Annotated in this window: 25 protein-coding genes and 1 other RNA gene; 5 read left to right on the top strand and 21 right to left on the bottom strand. The window is 63.8% G+C overall.

What is annotated here, in order from left to right; translation table 11 throughout:
* Window positions 1-40: 40 nt before the first annotated feature.
* The 16 genes from ftsA to rsmI all read right to left on the bottom strand — a co-directional run bounded on the left by ftsA (window position 41) and on the right by rsmI (window position 17,190).
* Window positions 41-1,297: a cell division protein FtsA gene (ftsA, locus tag J5M58_RS09520; protein WP_015271706.1), complete on the bottom strand. Its 1,257-nt coding sequence runs from the start codon at window positions 1,295-1,297 to the stop codon at window positions 41-43.
* A gap of 14 nt (window positions 1,298-1,311) precedes the next feature.
* The gene (locus tag J5M58_RS09515; protein ID WP_012274056.1) at window positions 1,312-2,181 is read right to left on the bottom strand and encodes a cell division protein FtsQ/DivIB; all 870 of its coding nucleotides are present in this window, start codon (window positions 2,179-2,181) and stop codon (window positions 1,312-1,314) included.
* Window positions 2,182-2,186: 5 nt separating this feature from the next.
* Window positions 2,187-3,143: a D-alanine--D-alanine ligase gene (locus tag J5M58_RS09510; RefSeq protein ID WP_112250317.1), complete on the bottom strand. Its 957-nt coding sequence runs from the start codon at window positions 3,141-3,143 to the stop codon at window positions 2,187-2,189.
* Window positions 3,140-4,588: a UDP-N-acetylmuramate--L-alanine ligase gene (gene murC, locus J5M58_RS09505; protein WP_046616527.1), complete on the bottom strand. Its 1,449-nt coding sequence runs from the start codon at window positions 4,586-4,588 to the stop codon at window positions 3,140-3,142. The genes J5M58_RS09510 and murC overlap by 4 nt, the downstream gene beginning before the upstream one ends.
* Complete coding sequence (murG, locus tag J5M58_RS09500; RefSeq protein WP_112250315.1) at window positions 4,581-5,660, bottom strand: undecaprenyldiphospho-muramoylpentapeptide beta-N-acetylglucosaminyltransferase; 1,080 nt, start codon at window positions 5,658-5,660, stop codon at window positions 4,581-4,583. The genes murC and murG overlap by 8 nt, the downstream gene beginning before the upstream one ends.
* Window positions 5,650-6,861, bottom strand: coding sequence for a putative lipid II flippase FtsW (ftsW, locus tag J5M58_RS09495; protein ID WP_178082395.1), 1,212 nt, complete (start codon window positions 6,859-6,861; stop codon window positions 5,650-5,652). Before ftsW ends, murG begins: the two co-directional genes overlap by 11 nt.
* Window positions 6,861-8,207, bottom strand: a complete 1,347-nt coding sequence (murD, locus tag J5M58_RS09490; RefSeq protein WP_112250687.1) for a UDP-N-acetylmuramoyl-L-alanine--D-glutamate ligase — start codon at window positions 8,205-8,207, stop codon at window positions 6,861-6,863. Before murD ends, ftsW begins: the two co-directional genes overlap by 1 nt.
* Window positions 8,208-8,213: 6 nt before the next feature.
* A complete protein-coding gene (mraY, locus tag J5M58_RS09485) occupies window positions 8,214-9,296 on the bottom strand; it encodes a phospho-N-acetylmuramoyl-pentapeptide-transferase (protein ID WP_112250311.1) in 1,083 nt (360 codons plus the stop codon).
* Entirely contained in the window at window positions 9,296-10,663 is a 1,368-nt protein-coding gene (gene murF, locus J5M58_RS09480) for a UDP-N-acetylmuramoyl-tripeptide--D-alanyl-D-alanine ligase (RefSeq protein ID WP_207877968.1), read from the bottom strand. Before murF ends, mraY begins: the two co-directional genes overlap by 1 nt.
* Window positions 10,656-12,143: a UDP-N-acetylmuramoyl-L-alanyl-D-glutamate--2,6-diaminopimelate ligase gene (locus J5M58_RS09475; RefSeq protein ID WP_112250686.1), complete on the bottom strand. Its 1,488-nt coding sequence runs from the start codon at window positions 12,141-12,143 to the stop codon at window positions 10,656-10,658. Before J5M58_RS09475 ends, murF begins: the two co-directional genes overlap by 8 nt.
* Window positions 12,143-13,891, bottom strand: coding sequence for a penicillin-binding protein 2 (locus J5M58_RS09470; RefSeq protein WP_181457306.1), 1,749 nt, complete (start codon window positions 13,889-13,891; stop codon window positions 12,143-12,145). The genes J5M58_RS09475 and J5M58_RS09470 overlap by 1 nt, the downstream gene beginning before the upstream one ends.
* The gene (gene ftsL / locus J5M58_RS09465; RefSeq protein WP_056801817.1) at window positions 13,891-14,184 is read right to left on the bottom strand and encodes a cell division protein FtsL; all 294 of its coding nucleotides are present in this window, start codon (window positions 14,182-14,184) and stop codon (window positions 13,891-13,893) included. The genes J5M58_RS09470 and ftsL overlap by 1 nt, the downstream gene beginning before the upstream one ends.
* Window positions 14,181-15,122, bottom strand: coding sequence for a 16S rRNA (cytosine(1402)-N(4))-methyltransferase RsmH (gene rsmH / locus J5M58_RS09460; protein WP_181457305.1), 942 nt, complete (start codon window positions 15,120-15,122; stop codon window positions 14,181-14,183). Before rsmH ends, ftsL begins: the two co-directional genes overlap by 4 nt.
* Window positions 15,123-15,124: 2 nt before the next feature.
* Complete coding sequence (gene mraZ / locus J5M58_RS09455) at window positions 15,125-15,580, bottom strand: division/cell wall cluster transcriptional repressor MraZ (protein WP_004575120.1); 456 nt, start codon at window positions 15,578-15,580, stop codon at window positions 15,125-15,127.
* Between the two features lie 307 nt (window positions 15,581-15,887).
* An RNA gene (rnpB, locus tag J5M58_RS09450) (RNase P RNA component class A) lies at window positions 15,888-16,247 on the bottom strand.
* Window positions 16,248-16,314: 67 nt separating this feature from the next.
* Complete coding sequence (rsmI, locus tag J5M58_RS09445; RefSeq protein WP_112250303.1) at window positions 16,315-17,190, bottom strand: 16S rRNA (cytidine(1402)-2'-O)-methyltransferase; 876 nt, start codon at window positions 17,188-17,190, stop codon at window positions 16,315-16,317.
* A gap of 186 nt (window positions 17,191-17,376) precedes the next feature.
* Here rsmI and J5M58_RS09440 point away from each other — a divergent pair, with 186 nt between their 5' ends.
* The 5 genes from J5M58_RS09440 to J5M58_RS09420 all read left to right on the top strand — a co-directional run bounded on the left by J5M58_RS09440 (window position 17,377) and on the right by J5M58_RS09420 (window position 21,202).
* Complete coding sequence (locus J5M58_RS09440; RefSeq protein ID WP_207877966.1) at window positions 17,377-19,194, top strand: penicillin-binding protein activator; 1,818 nt, start codon at window positions 17,377-17,379, stop codon at window positions 19,192-19,194.
* Window positions 19,194-19,565, top strand: coding sequence for a YraN family protein (locus J5M58_RS09435; protein ID WP_112250299.1), 372 nt, complete (start codon window positions 19,194-19,196; stop codon window positions 19,563-19,565). Before J5M58_RS09440 ends, J5M58_RS09435 begins: the two co-directional genes overlap by 1 nt.
* Before the next feature lie 86 nt (window positions 19,566-19,651).
* Window positions 19,652-20,245: a phosphoheptose isomerase gene (locus J5M58_RS09430; protein WP_056801807.1), complete on the top strand. Its 594-nt coding sequence runs from the start codon at window positions 19,652-19,654 to the stop codon at window positions 20,243-20,245.
* Window positions 20,242-20,820: a BON domain-containing protein gene (locus J5M58_RS09425; protein ID WP_112250297.1), complete on the top strand. Its 579-nt coding sequence runs from the start codon at window positions 20,242-20,244 to the stop codon at window positions 20,818-20,820. Before J5M58_RS09430 ends, J5M58_RS09425 begins: the two co-directional genes overlap by 4 nt.
* A 163-nt stretch (window positions 20,821-20,983) precedes the next feature.
* A complete protein-coding gene (locus J5M58_RS09420; protein WP_112250295.1) occupies window positions 20,984-21,202 on the top strand; it encodes a YgdI/YgdR family lipoprotein in 219 nt (72 codons plus the stop codon).
* Between the two features lie 51 nt (window positions 21,203-21,253).
* Here J5M58_RS09420 and J5M58_RS09415 read toward each other — a convergent pair whose 3' ends face one another.
* From J5M58_RS09415 to petA, 5 genes are all read right to left on the bottom strand, one after another.
* Window positions 21,254-21,685: a ClpXP protease specificity-enhancing factor gene (locus J5M58_RS09415; RefSeq protein ID WP_112250293.1), complete on the bottom strand. Its 432-nt coding sequence runs from the start codon at window positions 21,683-21,685 to the stop codon at window positions 21,254-21,256.
* Window positions 21,686-21,695: 10 nt separating this feature from the next.
* The gene (locus J5M58_RS09410) at window positions 21,696-22,319 is read right to left on the bottom strand and encodes a glutathione S-transferase N-terminal domain-containing protein (RefSeq protein WP_112250291.1); all 624 of its coding nucleotides are present in this window, start codon (window positions 22,317-22,319) and stop codon (window positions 21,696-21,698) included.
* 118 nt (window positions 22,320-22,437) lie between these two features.
* The gene (locus tag J5M58_RS09405; protein ID WP_112250289.1) at window positions 22,438-23,217 is read right to left on the bottom strand and encodes a cytochrome c1; all 780 of its coding nucleotides are present in this window, start codon (window positions 23,215-23,217) and stop codon (window positions 22,438-22,440) included.
* The gene (locus tag J5M58_RS09400) at window positions 23,217-24,428 is read right to left on the bottom strand and encodes a cytochrome bc complex cytochrome b subunit (protein WP_024717460.1); all 1,212 of its coding nucleotides are present in this window, start codon (window positions 24,426-24,428) and stop codon (window positions 23,217-23,219) included. The genes J5M58_RS09405 and J5M58_RS09400 overlap by 1 nt, the downstream gene beginning before the upstream one ends.
* The gene (gene petA, locus J5M58_RS09395) at window positions 24,428-25,021 is read right to left on the bottom strand and encodes a ubiquinol-cytochrome c reductase iron-sulfur subunit (protein WP_015271723.1); all 594 of its coding nucleotides are present in this window, start codon (window positions 25,019-25,021) and stop codon (window positions 24,428-24,430) included. The genes J5M58_RS09400 and petA overlap by 1 nt, the downstream gene beginning before the upstream one ends.
* Window positions 25,022-25,181 lie beyond the last annotated feature (160 nt).

Raw genomic sequence — 25,181 nt, 5'->3', positions numbered from 1 at the left:
AGTTCTCTAGTTGTCGCGCCTACCACTACTGCTTTGAAACTTAGAAGTTGCCCTGGACCCAGCGCTTGAAGCGTTCAAGCACTGGAGCCTTCGGTTCATCGCCATAGCTGTTGTTGCTGCTGTTACCGGTCAGGGGCAAGTCTTCGGTCTGCTTCTGCAGGCCGTAGGTGAGCAAGCCCACGCCGGTGGAATAGATCGGGTTGCGCACCACGTCGCTGAGCCCCCGAACGCTGTGCGGCACGCCCAGGCGTACCGGCATGTGGAAGATTTCCTCGGCCAGTTCCACGGCGCCTTCCATCTTCGCGGTGCCGCCGGTGAGTACGATGCCGGCCGGCACCAGGTCCTCGTAGCCGCTGCGGCGCAGTTCGGCCTGGATCAGGGTGAAGAGCTCGTCGTAACGTGGCTCCACCACCTCGGCCAGAGCCTGGCGCGACAGCTCGCGCGGTGGGCGATCACCCACGCTCGGCACCTTGATGGTCTCGCCGGCGCCAGCCAGTTTGGCCAGGGCGCAGGCGTAGCGGATCTTGATTTCTTCGGCGTACTGGGTCGGGGTACGCAGGGCCATGGCGATGTCGTTGGTCACTTGGTCGCCGGCAATCGGGATTACCGCGGTGTGACGGATCGCGCCCTCGGTGAAGATGGCGATGTCGGTGGTGCCACCACCGATATCCACCAGGCACACGCCCAGCTCCTTTTCATCGTCGGTGAGCACCGAGTAGGCCGAGGCCAGCTGCTCGAGGATGATGTCGTCGATTTCCAGGCCGCAGCGGCGTACGCACTTCTCGATGTTCTGTGCCGCGTTGACGGCGCAGGTGACCACGTGGACCTTGGCTTCCAGACGTACGCCAGACATGCCCAGCGGCTCGCGCACGCCTTCCTGGTTGTCGATCACGTAGTCCTGCGGCAGGGTGTGCAGCACGCGCTGGTCGGCCGGGATGGCCACGGCCTGGGCGGCGTCGAGTACGCGCTCCAGGTCGGCCAGGCTGACTTCGCGGTCGCGGATGGCGACGATGCCGTGGGAGTTCAGGCTGCGGATGTGGTTGCCGGCCACGCCGACGAAGGCCGAGTGGATGCGGCAGCCGGCCATCAGCTGCGCTTCTTCCACCGCGCGCTGGATCGACTGCACGGTGGATTCGATGTTCACCACCACGCCTTTTTTCAGGCCGCGGGACGGATGGGTACCGATCCCGACGATTTCCAGGGTGCCGTCCTCGCCCACTTCACCCACCAGCGCCACCACCTTGGAGGTGCCGATGTCCAGCCCGACGATCATTTTGCCGCTATGCGCGTTTGCCATGGTCCTGCCTCTCTCTAATTCTTCGCAACGGCGGGTTGGGCCGTCGTCGGTGCAATCGGTTCCCGCCAACCAACGGCAAGTCCGTTGGAATAACGCAGATCAATGCGGGCGATGGTGGTGATCTGGTCTTTGAGTGTCTTGTCGTAAATGGCAATGAAACGGCGCATTTTCTCCACCAGATGGTCGCGCCCCAGCAGCAGCTCGATGCCCGGCCCGGCGCTGCTCGCGCCCGTGGTCAGGAACCAGCTGCCTCGCTCGCGCAGCTCCAGGCGAGCGATGGAAAAGCCCAGGGGGCGCAGCATCTGGCTCAATACCTGATACTGCTGCATCACTTGTTGCTGAGCACGCTGCGGCCCGGCCAGCTGTGGCAGGTGCTCGTAGTTGGCCAGTTCGCGCGGGGTAAAGGCCTGGCCCTGGTTGTTGAGCAAGGCTTCGTCACCCCAGCGCGCCACCGGCAACTGTTCTTCCAGGCGGATCACCACCTCGTCGGGCCACACCCGACGCACTTCGGCATGGGCAATCCACGGCATCTGTTCGAGCTCTGCACGCATCGCCGGCAGGTCGACACTGAAGAAGCTCGCTGCCACGTAGGGCGCGATACGCTGCTGCACCGACTGCTGGCTGATGTAGCTGAGGTCACCCTGAACGTCGATCTTGGTAATCGGCCGGTCAGCGTAAGGCATCAGGCGAATGGCGCCCTCGTAGGCGCCAAACCCGGCCGCCACCAGCAGCACCGGCCACAGCAGGCGCTTGAGCCCTCCCAGGCTTGGCCGCGGCAGGCGCGCCGATACGGGCTCGTCGGCCACCAGCCGGCTGGCACCACGCGGCACCGGCTTGCTGCGGCCGGTAACGGGTTGCTGCTGACGTATCATCGCGCCTTGCATGGTTGTTAACCTCGCGTCGCCACGCTCTCGGCCAGGATTGCCAGCACCAGTTGCTGGAAGTCCAGGCCGGCCGCGCGGGCCGCCATGGGCACCAGGCTATGGTCGGTCATGCCGGGTGCGGTGTTGACTTCGAGCAGCCAGAACCGGCCCTGCTCGTCCTGCATCACGTCCAGCCGCCCCCAGCCTTCGATGCCGATGGCATCGCAGGCACGCGCGGTCAGGTCGATCAGTTCCTGTTCCTTGACGCTGTCCAGGCCGCACGGAATGCGGTACTGGGTATCGTTGGCGATGTACTTGGCGTCGTAGTCGTAGAACACGTGCGGCGTACCCAGGGCGATCGGCGGCAGCACCTGGCCGCGCAATACCGCGACGGTGAACTCCGGCCCGTGGATCCACTGTTCCACCAGTACCTGGGAATCGTATCGGGCGGCATCCTGCCAGGCGGCGACCAGTTCCTGGGCGCTGTTCACCTTGGCCATGCCGATGCTGGAACCTTCATGGGCGGGTTTGACGATAAGCGGGAAGCCCAGTTCCGTGCTGGCCTGCAAACAATCGCTTTCGCTCGCCAGTACCGCATGACGCGGGGTCGGAATGCCCAGGCTCTGCCACACCTGCTTGGTGCGCAGCTTGTCCATGGCCAATGCCGAGGCAAGGATGCCACTGCCGGTGTAGGGGATGCCCAGGCACTCGAGCAGGCCTTGCATACTGCCGTCTTCACCGCCACGGCCGTGGAGGATGATGAAGGCGCGGTCGATCTTCTCGTTTTGCAGGCGGTCGAGCAGGTCGTCACCCACGTCGATGGCGACCACGTCGACACCGGCGGTGGTCAGCGCGTCGATCACCGCGGCGCCGGACTTGAGCGACACTTCGCGCTCGGCGCTCTTGCCGCCGTACAGCACCGCGACGCGGCCGAACGCCTTGGCGTCCAGGGTCGAGTGCAGCTTGTCGTAGGCGCTGGTCATTTCGACTTCTCCTGCTTGGCGCCAGCGAACAGCGGGCTTTTCATCAATTGAGGGGCCAGGCCGCCGACATCACCGGCACCTTGGCAGATCAGGATGTCGCCAGCGCGCAGCAGTGGCTTGACCACCGGCGCCAGGTCGACGCCACGTTCGATGTAGATCGGGTCCAGCTTGCCGCGCTGGCGGATGCTGTGGCACAGCTGGCGGCTGTCGGCGCCGGGGATCGGCTCCTCGCCGGCCGGGTAGACTTCCATCAGCAGCAGCACGTTGGCATCGCCCAGCACCTGGACGAAATCGTCGTACAGGTCGCGGGTACGGCTGTAGCGGTGCGGCTGGTAGACGATCACCAGGCGACGGCTTGGCCAACCGCCGCGCACGGCCTGGATCACTGCGGCCACTTCGGTCGGGTGGTGGCCGTAGTCGTCGACCAGCATCACGCTGCCGCCTTCGACCGGCAGTTCACCGTACACCTGGAAGCGGCGGCCGACGCCCTGGAAGCCGGACAGGCCCTGGACGATGGCTTCGTCAGTGATGCCTTCGTCGGTGGCAATGGCGATGGTGGCCAAGGCATTGAGCACGTTGTGGTTGCCGGGCATGTTCACCGACACCTCCAGCGGCTCGCGGTCGCGACGCAGGACGGTAAAGTGGGTCTGCATGCCCATCTGGCGCACATTGATGGCGCGGATGTCGGCCTCGTCGCTGAAGCCATAGGTCACGGTCGGGCGCTTGACCTGAGGCAGGATCTCGCGCACTACCGGGTCGTCCAGGCACATCACGGCCAGGCCGTAGAACGGCAGGTTGTGCAGGAACTCGACGAAGGTTTTCTTCAGTTTGTTGAAGTCACCTTCGTAGGTCGCCATGTGGTCGGCGTCGATGTTGGTGACCACGGCCACCATCGGCTGCAGGTGCAGGAAGCTGGCATCGCTCTCGTCTGCTTCGGCAATCAGGTAGCGGCTGGTACCCAGCTGGGCATTGGTGCCGGCAGCGGTCAGGCGGCCACCGATGACGAAGGTCGGGTCCAGGCCGCCAGCGGCGAACACCGAGGCCAGCAGGCTGGTGGTGGTGGTCTTGCCGTGGGTGCCGGCAACGGCCACGCCATGGCGATAGCGCATCAGCTCGGCGAGCATTTCGGCACGCGGCACCACCGGAATGCGCCGCTCGAGGGCGGTGGCGACTTCCGGGTTGGCCGGGTTGATGGCGCTGGACACCACCAGCACATCGGCGGTGGCGGCGTTCTCGGCGCGGTGGCCGACGAAGATCTCGGCGCCGAACGACTCCAGGCGCTCGGTGACCGGCGAGGCCTTCAGGTCGGAACCGGACACTTCATAGCCCAGGTTCAGCAACACTTCGGCAATGCCGCACATGCCCACGCCGCCGATACCGACGAAGTGGATACGGCGGATACGGCCCATCTTCGGCTGGGGCATGGCTTTCTGGCTCTCAACCATGGGCCACCTCCAGGCAGATATCGACCACGGTGCTGGTTGCGGCAGGTTTGGCCAGGCGCCGTGCGGTGCCTGCCATGACGTTGAGTTTCTCGGGTTGCATCAGCACCTCGTTCAGGCGTTCAGCGAGCTGCGCTGCGCCAGTTGTCGCTTGTGGCATCAGGAAGGCAGCGCCTTCCCGGGCCAGATATTGGGCGTTGTGGGTCTGGTGGTCGTCGATCGCATGGGGCAATGGCACCAGCATCGAAGGCAGGCCCGCTGCCGCCAGCTCGCTGACAGTCAGGGCGCCGGCCCGGCACACCACAATGTCGGCCCAGCCATAGGCTTGGGCCATGTCCTTGATGAAGGGCTCTACCTGAGCCTCGACGCCCGCCTCGCGATAACGCTCGGCGGTGACCGGCGCGTGTTGCTTGCCGGCCTGGTGGAATACCTCTGGCCGCAGTGCGGCGGGCACTTCGGACAGGGCCTTAGGCAACAATTTGTTCAATGGTTCCGCACCCAGGCTGCCGCCCATCACCAGCAGGCGCGCACGGCGCTCGGCCAGGGGCGCGCGCAGGGCGTCCATGAACAGTTCCGGGCGCACCGGGTTGCCAGTGGTGCGCAATTTGTCGCTGGCGGCGAAGGTGGCCGGGAAGGCTTCGCACACGCGTGCAGCCAGCGGCAGCAGCAGGCGGTTGGTGGTGCCGGCACGGGCGTTCTGCTCGTGGATCACCAGCGGTACGCCGCACAGGCGTGCGGCCACGCCGCCAGGGCCAGTCACGTAGCCACCGAAACCGACCACGCATACCGGCTTGAGCTCACGCACGATACGCCGCGCCTGCAGCACGGCCTTGACCAGGGTGAACGGCGCCTTGAGCAACGACAGCTTGCCCTTGCCGCGCAGGCCGCTGACCTGGATCAGGTGCAACGGCAGGCCGGCCTGGGGCACCAGTTCGTTCTCGATGCCACGCGGGGTGCCCAGCCAGTGCACGCTGTAACCGCGCGTCTGGAATTCACGGGCGCAAGCCAGGGCCGGGAACACGTGGCCCCCGGTGCCGCCCGCCATGATCAGTACGTTCTTGCCGTCAGCGGCCATGATTGGTCTCCTCGGCAAAATCGCTTTCGCTGAATTCGTGTTCCTCACTGCCCAGGTGCGTGCGGCTTTCCCACTCGATACGCAGCAACAGGCCCACGCAGGCACAGCAGATCACCAGCGAGCTGCCCCCGTAGCTGAGGAACGGCAGGGTCAGGCCCTTGGTCGGCAGCAGGCCGACGTTCACTCCAATGTTGATCAGGAACTGGCCGATCCACAGGAAGGCCAGGCCGAACGCAACATAAGCGGCAAAGAACTGCTTGGCTTTTTCCGCCCACAGGCCGATGTACAGGGCACGCACAGTCACGAACACGAACAGCGCGATCGTCAGCAGCGAGCCGACCACGCCAAGTTCTTCGGCCAGTACCGAGAACACGAAGTCGGTGTGCGCTTCAGGCAGGTAGAACTGCTTCTGCACGCTGTTGCCCAGGCCAACGCCCAGCCACTCGCCACGGCCGAAGGCAATCAGCGCCTGGGTCAGCTGGTAGCCCGAGCCGAACTGATCGGACCACGGGTCGGTAAAGGTAATCAGACGCGCCATACGGTAGGGTTGCGCCTGTACCAGGACGAACACCGCAACCACCGCCAACACCACCATCAGGCTGAAGCGGAACAGCCCCACCCCGCCGAGGAACAGCATGGCTGCCGCCGCGCCCATCATCACCACGGTGGCACCGAAGTCCGGCTCCATCAGCAGCAGTGCAGCCATGGGCAGCAGCACGATGAACGGCTTGAAGAAGCCCATCCAGGTTTCGCGGACCTCGGTCTGCCGGCGTACCAGATAGCCGGCCAGGTAGACGACCACGAACACCTTGGCGATTTCCGAAGGCTGGACGTTGAAGAAGCTGAAGCCGATCCAGCGCATGGAACCGTTCACTTCGCGGCCGATACCGGGCACCAGCACCAGCACCAGCAGGCCGAAGGCGCCCAGCAGCATCAGGAAGCCCATGCGCTGCCAGGTGGCGATCGGTATCAGCATGGTGGCGCCACAGGCGACCAGGCCGAGGAACACGTACACCAGGTGGCGGAACATGTGGTAAAGCGGGTTGCCCGACTGCACCGCAGCCACTTCCGAGGACGCCGAGGTGATCATCACCAGGCCCAGGCCCAGCAGTGCCAGGCAGCCGGCGAGCATGGCGAAGTCCAGGTCGATGCCACGACCGCTGATCAGCGGCGACGGATAGGGCTTGAGGATGCCGAAGATCATGCAAGGCCTCCCGCTGCCTGGGCGAACAGGCGCCCGCGTTCTTCGAAGTTCTTGAACATGTCGAGGCTGGCGCACGCTGGCGACAGCAGCACGGCATCACCCGCCTGGGCCAGTTCGGCGCATTGCTGTACGGCGTCGTCGAGCGTCTTGACGCGGACCAGTTGCACGCCATCGCCCAGGGCTTCGGCCAGGCGCTCGGCATCACGGCCAAGCAGCACCACGGCGCGGCAGAAGCGCTGGACCGGCTCGCGCAGCGCGGCGAAGTCGGCGCCCTTGCCATCGCCACCGGCGATCAGCACCAGCTTGCCTTCGATGTCGGCACCCAGGCCTTCGATGGCCGCCAGGGCAGCACCGACGTTGGTGGCCTTGGAATCGTCATACCAGTTCACGCCATTGCGCTCGCGCACCCACTGGCAACGGTGGGCCAGGCCGCCGAACTCGCGCAGCGCCTCGAGCATCGGTTCGAACGGCAGGCCGGCAGCATGCCCCAGGGCCAGCGCCGCCAGGGCGTTGCTCTGGTTGTGGGCGCCGCGAACCTTCAGCTCACGTGCCGGCATCAGCGCCTGGAACTCGAACGCCAGGTATTTTTCGCCGTTCACTTCGCGCAGGCCGAAAGCCTTGAAGTCCGGCTGGTTGAGGCCGAAGGTCCAGCATGCGCGGCCTTCCACCGGCAGCGGCCGGCTCAGGGCGTCCTGGCGGTTGACCACGACCTGGCGGGCGCCACGGAAGATCCGGTGCTTGGCCAGGTGATAGGCCGGCAGGCCGCTGTAGCGGTCCATGTGGTCTTCGCTGATGTTCAGCACGGTGGCCACTTCAGCGTTGAGCTGGTCGGTGGTTTCCAGCTGGAAGCTGGACAGTTCCAGCACGTAGAGCTCGACGTCATCAGCCAGCAGATCCAGCGCCGGGGTACCGAGGTTGCCGCCCACCGCCACGCGCTTGCCCGCCTTGGCGGCCATTTCGCCGACCAGGGTGGTGACGGTGCTCTTGGCGTTGGAACCGCTGATGGCAATGATCGGGGCCTTGGCGTTGCGGGCGAACAGCTCGATGTCGCCGGACAGCTTCACGCCACGCGCGGCCGCCTGCTGCAGGGCCGGGGTGGCCAGGGCCAGGCCGGGGCTCACGTACAGCTCGCTGGCGCGGCACAGGAAGTCAACATCCAGTTCACCACAGCGCACTTCCACCTGCGGATAATCACGGCGCAGGGTGTCCAGTTCCGGCGGTTGCTCGCGGGTGTCGGCGACCGCAAAGGCAATGCCCCGGCTCGCCAGGAAGCGAACCAGGGACATGCCGCTCTTGCCGAGGCCGACAACGATGCGGAATTGGTCGGAAGCGATCAATGACACGCTCATCTACCTCAGTTTCAGGGTTGCAAGGCCGATCAGCACCAGGATCACGGTGATGATCCAGAAGCGAACGATCACCCGTGGCTCTGGCCAGCCCTTGAGTTCAAAGTGGTGGTGGATCGGCGCCATGCGGAACACGCGCTTGCCGGTCAGCTTGAAGGAGGCGACCTGGATCACCACCGACAGGGTTTCCATGACGAACACGCCACCCATGATGAACAGCACGATTTCCTGGCGGACGATCACGGCGATGGTGCCCAGCGCGGCGCCCAGCGCCAGCGCGCCGACGTCACCCATGAATACCTGCGCCGGGTAGGTGTTGAACCACAGGAAGCCCAGGCCGGCACCGATCAGCGCGCCGCAGAACACGATCAGCTCGCCCGAGCCCGGCACGTATGGGATCAGCAGGTATTCGGCGAACTTCACGTTACCCGACAGGTAGCAGAAGATGCCCAGGGCACCGCCGACCATCACCGTCGGCATGATCGCCAGGCCGTCGAGGCCATCGGTGAGGTTGACCGCATTGCTCGAACCGACAATGACGAAGTAGGTCAGCACGACGAAGCCGATGCCCAGCGGAATGGTGACATCCTTGATGAACGGCAGGATCAGCGTGGTTTCGACGCTGGTCGGCGCGGTCTTGTACAGGAAGATGGCGGCAGCCAGGCCGAACACCGACTGCCAGAAGTACTTCCAGCGGCTTGGCAGACCGCGCGAGTTCTTTTCGATCACCTTGCGGTAGTCGTCGACCCAGCCGATGGCACCGAATGCCAGGGTAACGATCAGCACCACCCACACATAGCGGTTGGTCAGGTCGGCCCACAGCAGGGTACTGATGGCGATGGCGGACAGGATCAGCGCCCCGCCCATGGTCGGGGTGCCGGACTTGGACAGGTGCGATTGCGGGCCGTCGTTACGCACGGCCTGGCCGATCTGGCGGATTTGCAGGGTACGAATCATCCACGGCCCCAGCCACAGCGCCAGGGACAACGCGGTCAGCACACCCAGAATCCCGCGCAGGGACAGGTACTGGAAGACCGCGAAGCCTTTGTGGAACTGTTGCAGATACTCGGCCAACAGCAGCAGCATTAATGTTTCTCCCCGCTGGCACCGCACAAAGCCGCCACGACGTTTTCCATCGCAGCGCTGCGCGAGCCCTTGATCAAGATAGTGGTGTCGCTGGCATTCTCGGCGCCAACCGCGTCGATCAGCTCAGCTTGAGTAGCGAAATGGCGGCCATTGGCGCCGAACGCCTTGACCGCATGTGTCATGTTGGAACCCACTGCGTACAGGGCGTCGACCTTGCCACGCGCGTAGTCACCCACCTGACGGTGGCCTTCTTCCGCCCATTGCCCCAGTTCGCCGATATCCCCAAGCACCAGAACGGTGCGCCCGGAAAAGCCGGCGAGTATATCAATGGCCGCGCACATGGAGGTGGGATTTGCGTTGTAACTGTCGTCGATCACCCGCACACCGTTCGGCGCGATCTGCGCCACGGTACGGCCCTTGACCGGTTGCATGGCAGCCAGGCCAGCGGCGATGCCGCTCAGGCTCAGACCAACGGCATGGGCGGCGGCGGCGGCAGCCAGGGCGTTGCTGACGTTGTGCTCACCGAGCACATTGAGCTGCACGTTTACCGCTTCACCGCCGCCATGCAGCTTGAACGATGGGCAACCACGGGCATCGCGACCGATATCGGTGGCGTAGAAGTCGGCACTGGCGTTGCTACGGGCGAAGCTGATGACCTGATGCGCACCGGCACGGGCCTTCCAGACAGCAAAGGCCTTGTCGTCCAGGTTGAGGATGGCGATGCCGCCCTCGCCCAGGCCTTCGAGAATCTCGCCCTTGGCTTCGACGATCTTTTCCGGGCCACCGAACTCGCCAACATGGGCGGTACCGGCATTGTTGATGATGACCACCTGCGGTTGGGTCAGGCCGACGGTGTAGCGGATCTCGCCAATGCGCGAAGCGCCCAGCTCGATCACCGCGGCGCTGTGCTCCGGGGCGATTTCCAGCAGGGTCAGCGGCGCGCCGAGGTCGTTGTTCAGGTTGCCGCGGGTGGCGTGCACCAGGCCACGGGTGCGCAGGATGCTGGCGAGCATTTCCTTGACCGTGGTCTTGCCGCTGGAACCGGTGATGGCCACCACTGGCTTGTCGAAGGCAGCACGGTTCAGCGCGCCAAGCTGGCCGAGGGCCAGGCGGCAATCGGCAACCAGCAGCTGCGGCAGGTCGACATCGGCTACTTCACGCTCGACCAGGGCCGCGACAGCGCCCTTGGCCTTCACATCGGCCAGGTAGTCGTGGCCATCGAAGCGCGGGCCGGCCAGGGCGACGAACAGTTGCCCTGCGCCAACACTGCGGCTGTCGATGCTGACACCAGTAAAGGTGGCGTCGGCACCGATCTGGCGACCACTCAGTGCCGTGGTCAGCTGGCTGAGTGAAAGCGGCTTAAGCATGTGGAGCCTCCCAGGCTGCAAGTGCCTTCTCGGCTTCGATCAGGTCGGAGAAGCCATGGCGCTCGCCATTGATCTCCTGGTAATCCTCGTGCCCCTTGCCGGCCAGCACGACCACATCGTCGGCAGCGGCAGTGGCGATCAGGTGCGCGATGGCTTCGCCACGACCGGCAACGAACTCGACCCCGGCAGGCTTGGCGAAACCCGGGCGGATGTCATCAAAGATGCGCAGCGGGTCTTCAGTACGCGGGTTGTCGTCGGTGACCAGCACGCGGTCGGCCAGGCGCTCGGCAACTTCGGCCATCAGCGGGCGCTTGCCGCGATCACGGTCACCGCCGCAGCCGAACAGGCACAGCAGCTTGCCGTGCGCGTGCGGGCGCAGGGCTTCGAGCACTTTCTCCAGGGCGTCCGGGGTGTGTGCGTAATCGACCACCACCAGCGGCTTGTCGCCGCCACCCAGGCGCTGCATGCGGCCGATCGGGCCCTGCAGCTGCGGCGTGACCTCAAGGATTTCGTCCAGCGCATAGTCCAGCGCCAACAGAGTCGCTACAGCGGCGAGCATGTTGCTCAGGTTGAAGCGGCCCAGCAACTGGCTGCGCAAGGTACGTTCGCCTTGGGCGGTGACCAGGGTGGCGCGCACGCCATCATCATTGAACACGGCTTCGCGGCAGAACAGCGAGGCCTCCGGGTTCTCCAGGCTGTAGCTGAGCAACCGGGTTTCGATAAGGTCGACACTCGGGCGACGGGCGAAGTCGGCGGCCAGACGGCGACCGAAAGCGTCATCCAGGTTGACCACCTGGCAGCGCAGGCTCGGCCAGGCGAACAGCTTGGCCTTGGCGGCCTCGTAGGCTTGCATGCTGCCGTGGTAGTCCAGGTGGTCGCGGGACAGGTTGGTCATGACCGCGATGTCGAATTCCAGCGCGGCGACCCGGCCCTGCTCCAGGGCGTGGGAGGAAACCTCCATGGCCACGGCCTTGGCGCCACCCTTCTTGAGGTCGTTGAGGGTCGACTGCACGGCGATCGGGTCGGGCGTGGTCAGGCGGCCACTCTGCAGCTCGCCATAGAAGCCGGTACCCAGGGTACCGATCAGGCCGCAGCGCTGGCCAAGCAGGTCCAGCGCCTGGGCCACCAACTGGGTGACGCTGGTCTTGCCGTTGGTACCGGTCACGCCCACCAGGTTCAGCTGGCGGCTCGGTTCACCATAGAAGCGCCCGGCGATATCCGATAGCTGCGCGATCAGGCCCTTGACCGGGATGAGCGGCACATCGGTGATTGGCAGGACCGTGGCGCCCTGTTCTTCATAGGCCACGGCAGCGGCGCCGCGAGCCAAGGCATCGGCGATATGCTCGCGGCCATCGACCTTGGCGCCCGGCACAGCCAGGAACAGGTCACCCGGGCGCACGTTGCGGCTGTCCAGGGTCAGTTCACGGATCAGCGGGTCACGGCTGGCGTGGGCGAAAAGCTTGCTCAATGGCATTGTCATCATCCACGCCCTCCCTTGGCGGTTGCTGCTGCATTGACTTGCGACTGTTCGACGGGTGCGGGTGCGGGTGGCGGCAGGTTGTCTGGCGGCACGTTCATCAAACGCAGGGTGCCGGACATGACCTTGCTGAACACCGGCGCCGAAACCAGGCCACCGAAGTAGCCGCCCTTGCCCGGCTCGTCGATGACCACGACGATGGCGTAGCGCGGGTCGCTCATCGGCCCGAAGCCGGCGAACAGCGAGCGGTAGGCGTTTTCGGTGTAGCCCTTGGAGCCCACGGTGGCTTTACGCGCGGTACCGGACTTGCCGGCCACGTGATAGAACGGCACCTGGGCGCGGAACACCCCGCGCGGTGCTTCGATCACCTGTTGCAGCATGCCCTGGACGGTTTCGGCGGTTTCCTTCGGAATGGCCTGCACGGCTTCCGGGGCCTTGTCGACCTTGAGGATCGACAGCGGCACCATCTTGCCGTCGTTGGCCAGCGCCGCGTAGGCATGCACCAGCTGCAGGGCGGTCACCGACACACCATAGCCATAGGACAGGGTCGCGGTCTCGGCCTTGCGCCACTCGCGGTGGTTGGGCAGGTTGCCGACGCGCTCGCCGGGGAAACCAAGGCCGGTGTACTGGCCCAGGCCGACCTGGGACATGACCCGGTAGATAGCCTCGCCGCCGATGTCGAAGGCGATCTTGCTCATGCCGACGTTACTGGAGTTGATCAGGATGCCGGTCAGGTCGAGGACCGGGCCCTCGCTCCTGGATACGTCCTTGATGGTGTAGCGGCCGATCTGCAGGCTGCCCGGGTACACCTCGACCTTGTCGGTGGGCTTCCAGCGGCCACTTTCCAGTGCCGCGCTCATCGAGATCGGCTTGACCGTGGAGCCCGGCTCGAACACGTCGATGATCGCGCGGTTACGCATGGCGGCCGGGAACATGCTGCGGCGGTTGTTGGGGTTGTAGGTCGGCTGGTTGACCATCGCCAGGACCTCACCGGTCTTGACGTCCATGATCACCAGGCTGCCGGCCTTGGCGTCCTGCTCGGCAATTGCGTTGCGCAGCTCGCGGGTGGCCAGGTACTGCAGGCGCAGGTCAATCGACAACGCCAAGGTCTTCCCGGCCTTGGCGTTCTTGGTTACCTGGATGTCCTTGATCAGCCGGCCGCGCCGGTCCTTGATCACCTGCCGCTTGCCGGGTACGCCGGCCAGCCACTCGTCATAGGCCAGTTCCACCCCTTCGCGACCGTGGTCATCGAGGTCGGTGAAGCCGACCATGTGCGCGGTGACATCACCGGCCGGGTAGAAGCGGCGGAATTCTTCCAGGCCATACACGCCCGGCACTTTCAGGTCGAGCACATGCTGGCCCTGCTCCGGGGTCAGGCCACGGACCAGGTAGATGAATTCCTTGTTGGCCTGCTGGGTCAGGCGGTCGATCAGTTGCTGCGGGTTCTGCCCAAGCGCCGCGGCCAGTTGCGGCCAGCGCTCCTTGGAGGCCTGCATTTCCTTGGGGTTGGCCCACAGGGTGGTGACCGGGGTACTGACCGCCAGCGGTTCACCGTTACGGTCGGTGATCAGGCCGCGGTGAGCCGGGATAGGGATGTGACGCAGGCTGCGCGCATCACCCTGCCCCTTGAGGAAGTCACGGTCGACCACCTGCAGGTCGATGATACGCCAGCAGATGGCACCGACCATCAGCGCCAGCAAGCCGATCACCACGCGGAAGCGCCACGGGTAGAGTGCGCCTTCGAGCTTCATCATGGCGCCACCATCCGCACTTCGTCAGCCGAAGGCACGCGCATCTTCAGTTGCTCGGAAGCCAGGCTTTCGATGCGGCTGGCAGCGGTCCAGGTGCTTTGCTCGAGGATCAGCCGGCCCCACTCGGCCTGGGCCTTGTCGCGCTCGTTCAATTCGCCGTACAGGGTGTTGAGCAGCTGGCGGTTCCAGTGCGCGCTGTAGGACACGGCGATGGCCGAAACCAGCACGGCAACGAACAGCAGAAGCATCAGGAAGCTTCCGCCTGGCAAGGGTTTGGCAAACAGCCTGCTCACCGCAGCTTCTCCGCCACACGCATCACGGCGCTGCGCGAACGTGGGTTGGCCTTGAGCTCGGCTTCGGAGGCGAACTGGGCCTTGCCGATGAGCTTGATTTTCGGCTCGAAGACCTTGTGCTGTACCGGCAGGTTGCGCGGCAGGTTGTCCGCCTCACCTTTCACCAGCTTGCGCATGAACAGTTTGACGATGCGGTCTTCCAGCGAATGGAAGCTGATGACCGCCAGGCGACCGCCGACTTCGAGCGCATCGAGTGCAGCCTCAAGACCGGTTTCAAGGTCGCCCAGCTCATTGTTGACGTGGATGCGCAGGCCCTGGAAGGCGCGGGTAGCCGGGTTCTTGCCCTTTTCCCAGGCCGGGTTGGCCACCTTGAGCACTTCTGCCAGGTCGGCAGTGCGGGTGAACGGCTGCTTTTCGCGGCGCTCGACGACGGCACGCGCCATGCGCCCGGCAAAACGCTCTTCGCCGTATTCCTTGAATACGCGGGCGATTTCTTCCACCGGTGCCATGGCAATGAACTCGGCGGCACTGATGCCCTGGTCCGGGTTCATGCGCATGTCCAGCGGGCCGTCATTGAGGAAGCTGAAACCACGCTCGGGGTCATCCAGCTGCGGCGAGGACACGCCCAGGTCCAGCAGCACGCCGCTGACCTTGCCGTGCAGGCCACGCTCGGCCACTTCCGCGCCCAGCTCGGCAAAGCTGCGCTGCACAATGACAAAGCGGCCGTCTTCGGCCGCCAGCGCTTGCCCCGTGGCAATCGCCTGTGGATCTTTGTCGAAACCCAGCAGCCGCCCTTGCGGCCCGAGCTTGCTGAGAATCAGCCGGCTGTGCCCGCCACGGCCGAAAGTGCCGTCCAGATAGCAACCGTCGGCGCGCAGGGCCAATGCCTCGACAGCTTCGTCGAGCAGGACGGTAATGTGGTTGAAGCCGCTATCTATGGTCACAGGATCAGGTCACGCAATTCGTCGGGCATGGCGCCCGGTTGTTGAATAGCTGCAAGGTCGGCTGCCGAAACCGCGTTCCAGGCATCTTCATCCCACAGCTGGAATTTGTTCAGTTGCCCCACCAGCATCGCCTTCTTGTCGAGCTTGGCGTACTCACGCAGACGGGGCGGCACCAGGAAACGCCCACTGCCATCGAGCTCCAGGTCAACCGCATTACCGATCAGCAAGCGCTGCAGGCGGCGGTTTTCCTCACGCAACGATGGCAAGGCACGCAACTTGGCTTCTATCTGTTCCCACTCATCGAGGGGATAAACACACAAGCAGGGGTCAACGGCGTCGATGGTCACGATCAGCTGACCATTGCAACGCGAATCGAGCTCGTCACGGTACCGGCTCGGCATGGCGAGACGACCCTTGGCATCGAGGCTGACGGCGTTGGCTCCGCGGAACACGGCTGCGATTCCCCACAATGTTAGCTTTTTTGTGTCAGAAAACCCACTTCATCCCACTTTCTGCCACTTGCGCACACTATAGGAATCCGCCCGCAGCACCGTCAAGGCACGTTCGGAAGGAAAAGCCTTACAGGACCGAGATTTAGCGCAATAAAGGAATGCGGAAGGACTACCGAGGAGAAAAAAACGCGAGAAAAATCAAACCCACGCAGGCGAATGGAGTTCGAAGTTAAAGTGATTTATCAAGAGTAAGATTTTTTCGGTATTACCAGAGGGCATCTGCTATCGAATAAGCAGGGAAGGAAAGGTGGAGAGTCGATCTGTAAGCCGGGTTTTGTCGAGGACAGTCATTCCTCTACGACGGCCATCACTGGACGCCTCTAGCAACCTACCCGGTTCCGACGCGGGCCACGCCTGATGGAACCCTATTTGGTCTTGCTCCGAGTGGGGTTTACCTAGCCACGAACTGTTGCCAGCCGTGCGGTGCGCTCTTACCGCACCTTTTCACCCTTACCGGCACCGAAGTGCTTAGGCGGTTATTTTCTGTGGCACTTTCCGTAGGCTCGCGCCTCCCAGGCGTTACCTGGCACTCTGCCCTATGGAGCCCGGACTTTCCTCCCCCTGCTGTTGCGGAACAAAAGCAGGCAGCGACTGTCCGATCGACTCTCCGCCGCCAAGATTAACGGCACGCGCGCCCGAGAACAAGCAATACCGGCATTTATATCAATATGCCACTACTGGGCTTTCTGCTTTTCCAGGGCAAGTTGATACAGCAGGTTCTTGCGCACCCCGGTAATTTCCGCAGCCAGCGCCGCCGCCCGCTTGAGTGGCAGCTCGGCCAGCAGCAGGTCGAGCACCCGCTGCGCCTCGGTACTGATCGCCTGCTCGCCCTCCGGCGCGCTCCAGCCACCCACCAACACCACGCACTCACCACGCTGCTGGTTGCTGTCACCGGCAACGAACGCACGCAACTCGGCCAGGGGCAGGCCCTTGAGGGTCTCGAAGGTCTTGGTCAGCTCGCGCGCCAAAAGCGCCGGGCGCTCGCCACCGAATACCGCCTCCATGTCTTCAAGGCATTCCAGGATACGGTGCGGGGCTTCGTAGAAGATCAGCGTGCGCGGCTCTTCCTTTACCTGCTCCAGGCGTGCCCGGCGCCCCGCCGCCTTGGCTGGCAGGAAGCCTTCGAAGATGAAGCGGTCCGACGGCAGGCCAGCTGCCGACAGCGCGGCGATCAGAGCGCAGGCGCCCGGCACCGGCACCACGTTCACCCCGGCAGCCCGCGCCTGGCGCACCAGGTGGTACCCCGGGTCGGAAATCAGCGGCGTGCCGGCATCGGAAACCAACGCCACATTCTCGCCCGCCAGCAGCTTGGTGAGAAAACGCCCGCCCTCGTCACGCTCGTTGTGCTCATGGCAGGCCGCCAGTGGTGTGTCGATACCGAAGTGCTGCAGCAGGCGGATCGAATGACGGGTATCTTCCGCCGCGATCAGGGCCACGTCCGCCAGCACCTTCAGCGCCCGGGCGCTCATGTCGTCGAGGTTGCCGATAGGGGTTGCGACCACATACAGCGTCCCCACCGTGGATTTCGAAGCCCCTGCCACATCAGTCACTGCGCACACCTGTCGTTCGGATCAAAGGCGCCATTGTAGCCCGAGCGCCTGCAACAGGGCGCAAAGAACTTCGCCGACGACCGATGGCAGGCCACCTATAGTGAAGGATCGACACGGCAACATCGCGCCCCGGCCACTGCTTGGGTACAATTGCCGGCCACCTTGATCGAGTAACAGGACCTTTACATGATCGCTTGCCTGCGGCTGTTCACAGCCCTCTGCCTTGCTGCCTTGCTGGCAGCCTGCGCCAGCTCGCCCTCATCCAGCCTGGGCGAACTGCCACGCACCCCGGACGCCAGCATCGAGCAACTGCTCGAAAAGGCTGCTTCCAGCAAGTCCGCGGAAGACGCCGCGCTGCTGCGCCTGAGCGCAGCCGACCTGGCCTACAGGCAGAAGGACTTCCCACGCGCCGCACGCATCCTCGAGCAGGTGCCGCTGGACACGCTCAAGCCGGCCCAGCAAGTGTTCGCCAGCACCCTGGGTGCCGAGTTGGCCATGAGCCGCAACCAGCCCAAGGCTGCCTTGACCGCACTGGCCCACCCTAGCCTGCAGCGCGTCGCCGAACTGCCGGAAGAACAGCAAGCGCGCACCTACAGCGTGCACGCCGCCGCCCTCGAAGCCGATGGCCAGGCCCTGGCCGCCGCGCAACAGCGCGTGCTGCTGGCCCCGCTGCTCAGCGGCCAGGCCGCCAGCACCAACAATGACGCCATCTGGGCCCTGGTCGCCTCGCTGCCGGCGGAGCAACTGCAGCAGCCGGGCAACGACCAGACCCTGGCCGGCTGGACCAGCCTTGCCTTCGCAGTAAAAAGCGCCGGCACCCTGGAGCAGCAGCAAGCGGCGATCGACGCCTGGGTCAAGCAGCACCCGGACCACCCGGCCGCCCAGCAACTGCCGCTGGCGCTGACCAAGCTCAAGGAGCTGGCCAGCCAGCCGCTGACCAAGATTGCCCTGCTGCTGCCTCAGGAAGGCCCGCTTGCCGGTGTTGCCCGCGCCCTGCGTGACGGCTTCATGGCTGCACACTTCCAGGCCCAGCAAGCCGGCCAGCAGGCGCCAGCCGTGCAGGTATTCGACAGCTCGCGCATCGGCTCGCTCGACGACTTCTATCGCCAGGCCCAGGCCGCAGGCGTACAGCTGGTCATCGGCCCACTGGAAAAACCGCTGGTCAAGCAACTGGCTGCCAAGCCACAACTGCCGATCACCACCCTGGCCCTCAACTACGCCGACGCCGGCCAGAAGGCTCCGCCGCAGCTGTTCCAGTTCGGCCTGGCTGCCGAAGACGAAGCCCGTGAAGTGGCCCGCCGCGCCCGCGCCGATGGCATGGTCCGCGCCGTGGCCCTGGTACCGAGCGGCGAATGGGGCGACCGCGTGCTTGCCGCCTTCCGCCAGGACTGGGAAGGCAACGGTGGCACCCTGCTTGCCGCAGAGCGCATCGCCCAGCCGGTCGCCCTGGCCCAGCAGATTGCCGACCTGTTCCAGCTGCGCCAGAGCGAAGGCCGCGCCAAGAGCCTGCAGAGCACGGTAGGCGGCAGCATCGCCGCGCAGCCGTCGCGCCGCCAGGACATCGACTTCATCTTCCTCGCCTCGACCCCGCAACAGGCCCAACAGATCAAGCCGACCCTGAACTTCCAGTACGCCGGTGACGTACCGGTCTACGCCACCTCGAACCTGTACAGCGCCAGTGGTGACGTCAACCAGTACAAGGACATGAACGGTATCCGCTTCTGCGAAACCCCATGGCTGCTCGACACCAGCAACAGCCTGCGCCAGCAGGTCGTGCAGCAGTGGCCACAAGCCGCCGGCAGCCTGGGCCGCCTGTATGCCATGGGCGTTGACGCCTACAGCCTGGCGCCGCGCCTGGGCCAGCTGAAAGCGCTGCCGGACAACCGCGTACTGGGCCTTTCGGGCAGCTTGAGCATGAACGCCAACCAGCGTGTCGAGCGTCAGCTGCCTTGGGCCGAGTTCGTTGGCGGCCAGGTCCAGCGCCTGCTTGACACCACTCGCTGATGGCAGCAGCGTCGCCCACCAGCGCCGGGCAGGCAGCAGAAACCCAGGCCCTCGAGTACCTCCAGGGGAAGGGCCTGCAACTGCTGGCGCGCAACTGGCGATGCAAAGGCGGTGAGCTTGATCTGGTCATGCTCGACGCCGATACAGTAGTATTCGTCGAAGTCCGCTACCGGTTGCACGCGGGCTTCGGTGGCGCTCTCGGCAGTATCGACGGGCGCAAGCAGAAACGGCTGGTGCTCGCCGCCAGCCTGTTCCTGCAGAAGGAGCCCCACTGGGGCAACCACCCCTGCCGCTTCGACGTAGTCGCCCTGCAGGGCAGCCACCATGCAGGCAGACCGCTTCAATGGCTGAAAAACGCCTTCGAATGCTGAACCCACTCCGATTTTTTTGCTCTATGTTTCGCGGGCTGGTCGTTGTTGCGCGTAGCAAAGACCACCGCCCCACTTAAGGTCACCAGATGGACATGCAATCCCGAATTCGCCGGCTGTTCCAGGCCAGCATCGATACCAAGCAACAGGCAATGGACATCCTGGCACCGCACATCGAGCAGGCCAGCCTGGTCATGGTCAACGCACTGCTCAACGAGGGCAAGATGCTCGCCTGTGGCAACGGCGGCTCGGCCGGCGATGCCCAGCATTTTTCCTCGGAGCTGCTCAACCGCTTCGAGCGCGAACGCCCGAGCCTGCCGGCCATCGCGCTGACCACCGACAGCTCGACCCTGACCTCGATCGCCAACGACTACAGCTACAACGAAGTCTTTTCCAAGCAGATCCGCGCACTGGGCCAGCCCGGTGACGTTCTGCTGGCGATCTCCACCAGCGGCAACTCGGCCAACATCATCCAGGCGATCCAGGCCGCACATGACCGCGAAATGATTGTCGTAGCATTGACTGGTCGCGATGGCGGCGGCATGGCTTCGTTGCTGCTGCCCGAAGACGTGGAAATCCGCGTGCCTTCGACGGTTACCGCGCGCATCCAGGAAGTCCACCTGCTGGCGATCCACTGCCTGTGTGATCTGATCGACAGCCAACTGTTCGGGAGTGAAGAATGAACCCTATGCGCCTCGGCCTTATGGCCCTGACCCTGTGCCTGAGCGTCACTGGTTGCAGCTCGGTATTGACATCTACCCGCAATTCGCCGATCGAAGACGATCGGGGCACGCGCACCATCGGCAGCAAGATCGACGACTCGCTGATCGAAACCAAGGCCTCGGTCAACATCGCCAAGGCCAGCCCTGATCTGGACAAAGGTTCGCACATCGTTGTCAGCAGCTACAACGGCATCGTCCTGTTGGCCGGGCAGACCCCGCGCGCCGACCTCAAGAGCCTCGCCGAGCAGACCGCCAGCCAGGTACAGAGGGTCAAGAAAGTGCACAACGAGCTGCAGGTGATGCAGCCTTCCTCGATCCTGGCGCGCAACAACGACGCCTGGCTGACCACCAAGATCAAGACCCAGATGCTGACCGACAATGCCGTGCCAAGCTCGCGCATCAAGGTGATTACCGAGAACGGCATCGTCTACCTGCTCGGCCTGGTGACGCAGCAGGAGGCCAACTCGGCCACTGCCGTGGTACAGGGCGTGTCGGGCGTGCAGAAAATCGTCAAGCTGTTCGAGTACATCGACTGATTCATTGGTTGCCTGAGCCGGCCTCTTCGCGGGTAAACCCGCTCCCACAGTGATCTCACGGCTTTCGAGCTTGTGGTATTCCTGTGGGAGCGGGTTTACCCGCGAAGAGGCCAGCACAGGCTACAACCCTGTTCCATCCTTTCAGATACCCAGGAAACACCGCATGAAAAAGCTTCTGCTGCCTGCCCTGCTGTTCGGCACCTTCGCCACCCTGGCCGGCTGCTCCACCCCTAGCCAGATCATCCTCAACGACGGCCGTGAAATCCAGACGGTCGACGTACCGCAGTACGACGCCGATTCCGGCTTCTACGAGTTCCAGCAACTCGACGGCAAACGTACTCGCATCAACAAGGACCAGGTACGCACCATCAGCGACCTGTGAGCCCGGCTTGGCGGTAAAGAAAAAGGCGATCCGGTTGGATCGCCTTTTTTGTTACTTGACCACTTTCAGGCTTGGTCGGCCAGTCGGGCGTGGCGGCTGGCCACCACCCCCTGGCGGGCCATCGTCATCCGGCTGCACATCATCATCTTCCTGCTCATCGTCATCCATCAGTGGCGGCTCCAGCTCGAAGACCATACCCTGGCCATTTTCGCGAGCGTAGATACCCAGGATCGCGCCAACCGGCACGAACAGCGAATGGGCCACACCACTGAAACGGCCCTCGAAGCTGACCGCATCGTTGTCCATGTGCAAACTGCGCACGGCGCTTGGCGAGATGTTCAGGACGATCTGGCCATCACTGGCGAAACCGTCCGGGACCTGAACCTTGGGAAATTCGGCGTTGACCAGCATATGGGGCGTGCAATCGTTGTCGACGATCCACTCGTACAGTGCTCGAACCAGATAGGGGCGACTGGAGTTCATCAACGGCTCCTTAAAGCTTGCGCATTTCACGTTCTACGGAGGACAGGCTCGCCTGGAAAGGCTCGCGGGCGAACTGCCGCTCCATGTAATCCAGCAGCGGCTTGGCTTGCCGCGGCAACTCGATGCCCAACACCGGCAAACGCCAGAGTATGGGCAGTAGACAACAATCGACCAGGCTTTGCTCATCGCTCATGAAACAGGCGAATTCATTGAACAGGGGCGAAACGCCGGTCAGGCTTTCACGCAGGGCCTTGCGCGCCTCGGTGCGGGCAGCCTCGCTGCTGCGCGAATCGAGTACGGTATCGGCCAGAACACACCAGTCGCGCTGAATGCGGTGCATCAGCAGACGGCTGTTGCCACGCGCAACCGGGTAGACCGGCATCAGCGGCGGGTGTGGGTAACGCTCTTCGAGGTATTCCATCACCACGGTCGACTCATACAACGCCAGGTCACGGTCGACCAGAGTCGGCAGGCTGCCGTAAGGGTTGACCTCGGCCAGCCTGGGCGGCAGGCGGGCGGGGTCGACATCGATGACCTGCACGCTGACGCCCTTCTCCGCCAGCACCAGGCGTACCCGATGGGAATAGTGGTCAGCGGGATCGGAATAGCAGGCTAACCTGTTGGTTGCGCCCATGTAGCGGCTCCTCGCACGAGATGCTTGTGCAACTGTAAATGAAAACGCGCCCGGGGCGCGCCCCGCATTTCTGCGGGGGCGCCCCGGGCGCGTTCAACAACCAGAAACTACTGCGTGATCAGTGCACGTCCTTCCAGTATTCACGCTTGAGCAAGTAGGCGAATACGAAGAAGAAAGCCAGGTACAGCAACACATAGGTACCGATGCGCTGGCTTTCCAGTTTGACCGGGTTGGCCGAATAGGCCAGGAAGGTCACCAGGTTCTTGACCTTCTCGTCGAACTGCTCGGTCGTCAGGGTACCGGATTTCGGCGTAATGGTCAGCTGGTCGCAGGCTTCATGGGTGATGGGGCTACCGGTCAACGGGTCGAATTGCTTCTTGCCATCGATCACGGTCTGCACCTGTTTGCAGCCAACCACCTGGTTGCCTTGCAGGCCGACCAGTACGTTAGGCATGCCGACGTTCGGGAACACCTTGTTGTTCACCCCGTAAGGCCGCGATGGGTCCTCGTAGAAGCTGCGCAGATAGGTGTACAGCCAGTCGGTGCCACGCACCCGGGCTACCAGGGTCAGGTCGGGCGGTGCGGCGCCGAACCAGGTCTTGGCATCGCTGGGCTTCATGCCGATCTGCATGTGGTCACCGATCTTGGCACCGGTGAACACCAGCTTCTCGAGCATCAGCTCGTGGGGGATGCCGAGGTCATCGGCCACCCGCTCGTAACGCTGGAACTTGGCGCTGTGGCAACCCATGCAATAGTTGGCAAAGGTACGCGCACCGTCCTGCATGGCGGCCTTGTCGCTCAGGTCGATGTCGACCTTGTCCAGCTCCAGGCCATGTTCGGCCGCGAAGGAAAAGGCAGGCATCACTGCCAGCAAAAATACTGCAATCAACTTTTTCATCAGCCAGTCACCCTTTCCGGAACCGGTTTGGTCTTCTCGAGCCTTGTGTAGAACGGCATCAGCAGGAAGTAGGCGAAGTACAACACCGTGCACACTTGGGACAGCAAGGTACGCCCGGGTGTCGGCGCCAGTACGCCGAGCACGCCGAGGATGACGAAGGCCACACAGAACACCAGCAGGAAGAGCTTGCTGATCCAGCCCTTGTAGCGCATGGAGCGCACCGGGCTGCGGTCGAGCCAGGGCAGCACGAACAGCACGGCAATGGCCGCACCCATGGCGATGACGCCCATCAGCTTGTCAGGCACCGCACGCAGGATCGCGTAGAACGGCGTGAAGTACCACACAGGCGCAATGTGCTCGGGGGTCTTGAAGGCGTTGGCCTGCTCGAAGTTCGGTTTCTCCAGGAAGTAGCCGCCCATTTCCGGGAAGAAGAACACTACGGCGCAGAACACGAACAGGAACACCACCACACCGACAATGTCCTTCACGGTGTAGTAAGGGTGGAACGGGATGCCGTCCAGCGGGATGCCGTTTTCGTCCTTTTTCTTCTTGATGTCGACGCCGTCAGGGTTGTTCGAACCCACTTCGTGCAGGGCGAGGATGTGCAGTACCACCAGGCCGAGGATGACGATCGGCAAGGCCACCACGTGCAGGGCGAAGAAGCGGTTCAGGGTGATGCCCGAGATCAGGTAGTCACCACGGATCCACTGGGTGAGGTCGTCACCGATCACCGGGATGGCACCAAACAGCGAAATGATCACCTGGGCGCCCCAGTAGGACATCTGCCCCCACGGCAGCAGGTAACCCATGAAGGCTTCGGCCATCAGCGCCAGGTAGATCAGCATGCCGAACAGCCACACCAGCTCGCGAGGCTTCTGATACGAGCCGTAGAGCAAGCCGCGGAACATGTGCAGGTAGACCACGATGAAGAACGCCGACGCACCGGTGGAGTGCAGGTAGCGCAGGATCCAGCCGTACTCCACGTCACGCATGATGTACTCGACCGAGGCGAATGCCTCTTCTGCCGAGGGCGTGAAGCTCATGGTCAGCCACACACCGGTGACGATCTGGTTGACCAGCACCAGCAGCGCCAGGGAGCCGAAGAAGTACAGGAAGTTGAAGTTCTTGGGCGCGTAATACTTGCTCAGGTGGTCTTCCCACATCTTGGTGGCGGGGAAGCGAGCATCAATCCAGTCCATGAACTTGCTCATCATGCGTTCTCCTGGTCAACGCCGATGACGACGATCTCGTCCGACTCGTAAGAGTGCGGTGGCACGGGCAGGTTGAGGGGCGCCGGCTGCGACTTGTAGACACGACCGGCCAGGTCGTAGTGGGAGCCGTGGCACGGGCAGAAATAGCCACCGACCCATTTCGGCCCAAGGTCGGCGGGTGCGACTTCCGGGCGGAAGGTGGGCGAGCAGCCCAGGTGCGTGCACAGACCGACGAGGATGAGGATTTCCGGCTTGATCGAACGGACCTGCGGGTCGACATAGGTGGGCTGTACCGAGGCCTTGGACTCGGGGTCAGCCAGATCACCAACGACCTTTTTCAGGTTACCGAGAATCTCGTCCGTTCGCCGCACGATGAACACCGGCTGGCCACGCCACTCGGCCACCATCTGCTGCCCGGCCTCGACCTTGGCGATATTGACCTTCACCGGTGCACCTGCGGCTTTCGCCTTGGCACTGGGAAACCATGACCCCACGAACGGTACCGCAGCCCCCACTGCCCCCGCTGCCCCGACTACAGATGTCGCGGCTACGAGGAAGCGGCGCCGGCCTGCGTTGACGCCGTCATTGCTCATTCAGTCCTCTCCCATCAGCTTGCTTGGCCTGTTGAACCAGACCCTGTACTTAGGTTGTGTCAGTGGCGCTAAAAATTGGTCGCCATGGTAAGAAACAAATCCACACACTGACAAGGTGAATACCCCAGCCAGGGGGCACTACCCGCGCTTTGCTTGATCT

Origin of the sequence: Pseudomonas sp. 32_A (assembly GCF_017490905.1) — a bacterium.
In the GTDB taxonomy this organism is placed as follows: Bacteria; Pseudomonadota; Gammaproteobacteria; order Pseudomonadales; family Pseudomonadaceae; genus Aquipseudomonas; species Aquipseudomonas inefficax.
The sequence above is the reverse complement of the archived record's forward strand: the minus strand, read 5'-3'. Positions and strand labels throughout refer to the sequence as shown.

Excerpts from the sequence above, each read along its gene's own strand:
- ftsA (WP_015271706.1), bottom strand. The coding sequence starts at position 1,297 with ATGGCAAACGCGCATAGCGGCAAAATGATCGTCGGGCTGGACATCGGC.
- J5M58_RS09515 (WP_012274056.1), bottom strand. The coding sequence starts at position 2,181 with ATGCAAGGCGCGATGATACGTCAGCAGCAACCCGTTACCGGCCGCAGC.
- J5M58_RS09510 (WP_112250317.1), bottom strand. The coding sequence starts at position 3,143 with ATGACCAGCGCCTACGACAAGCTGCACTCGACCCTGGACGCCAAGGCG.
- murC (WP_046616527.1), bottom strand. The coding sequence starts at position 4,588 with ATGGTTGAGAGCCAGAAAGCCATGCCCCAGCCGAAGATGGGCCGTATC.
- murG (WP_112250315.1), bottom strand. The coding sequence starts at position 5,660 with ATGGCCGCTGACGGCAAGAACGTACTGATCATGGCGGGCGGCACCGGG.
- mraY (WP_112250311.1), bottom strand. The coding sequence starts at position 9,296 with ATGCTGCTGCTGTTGGCCGAGTATCTGCAACAGTTCCACAAAGGCTTC.
- murF (WP_207877968.1), bottom strand. The coding sequence starts at position 10,663 with ATGCTTAAGCCGCTTTCACTCAGCCAGCTGACCACGGCACTGAGTGGT.
- J5M58_RS09475 (WP_112250686.1), bottom strand. The coding sequence starts at position 12,143 with ATGACAATGCCATTGAGCAAGCTTTTCGCCCACGCCAGCCGTGACCCG.
- J5M58_RS09470 (WP_181457306.1), bottom strand. The coding sequence starts at position 13,891 with ATGAAGCTCGAAGGCGCACTCTACCCGTGGCGCTTCCGCGTGGTGATC.
- J5M58_RS09440 (WP_207877966.1), top strand. The coding sequence starts at position 17,377 with ATGATCGCTTGCCTGCGGCTGTTCACAGCCCTCTGCCTTGCTGCCTTG.
- J5M58_RS09435 (WP_112250299.1), top strand. The coding sequence starts at position 19,194 with ATGGCAGCAGCGTCGCCCACCAGCGCCGGGCAGGCAGCAGAAACCCAG.
- J5M58_RS09430 (WP_056801807.1), top strand. The coding sequence starts at position 19,652 with ATGGACATGCAATCCCGAATTCGCCGGCTGTTCCAGGCCAGCATCGAT.
- J5M58_RS09425 (WP_112250297.1), top strand. The coding sequence starts at position 20,242 with ATGAACCCTATGCGCCTCGGCCTTATGGCCCTGACCCTGTGCCTGAGC.
- J5M58_RS09420 (WP_112250295.1), top strand. The coding sequence starts at position 20,984 with ATGAAAAAGCTTCTGCTGCCTGCCCTGCTGTTCGGCACCTTCGCCACC.
- J5M58_RS09415 (WP_112250293.1), bottom strand. The coding sequence starts at position 21,685 with ATGAACTCCAGTCGCCCCTATCTGGTTCGAGCACTGTACGAGTGGATC.
- J5M58_RS09410 (WP_112250291.1), bottom strand. The coding sequence starts at position 22,319 with ATGGGCGCAACCAACAGGTTAGCCTGCTATTCCGATCCCGCTGACCAC.
- J5M58_RS09405 (WP_112250289.1), bottom strand. The coding sequence starts at position 23,217 with ATGAAAAAGTTGATTGCAGTATTTTTGCTGGCAGTGATGCCTGCCTTT.
- J5M58_RS09400 (WP_024717460.1), bottom strand. The coding sequence starts at position 24,428 with ATGAGCAAGTTCATGGACTGGATTGATGCTCGCTTCCCCGCCACCAAG.
- petA (WP_015271723.1), bottom strand. The coding sequence starts at position 25,021 with ATGAGCAATGACGGCGTCAACGCAGGCCGGCGCCGCTTCCTCGTAGCC.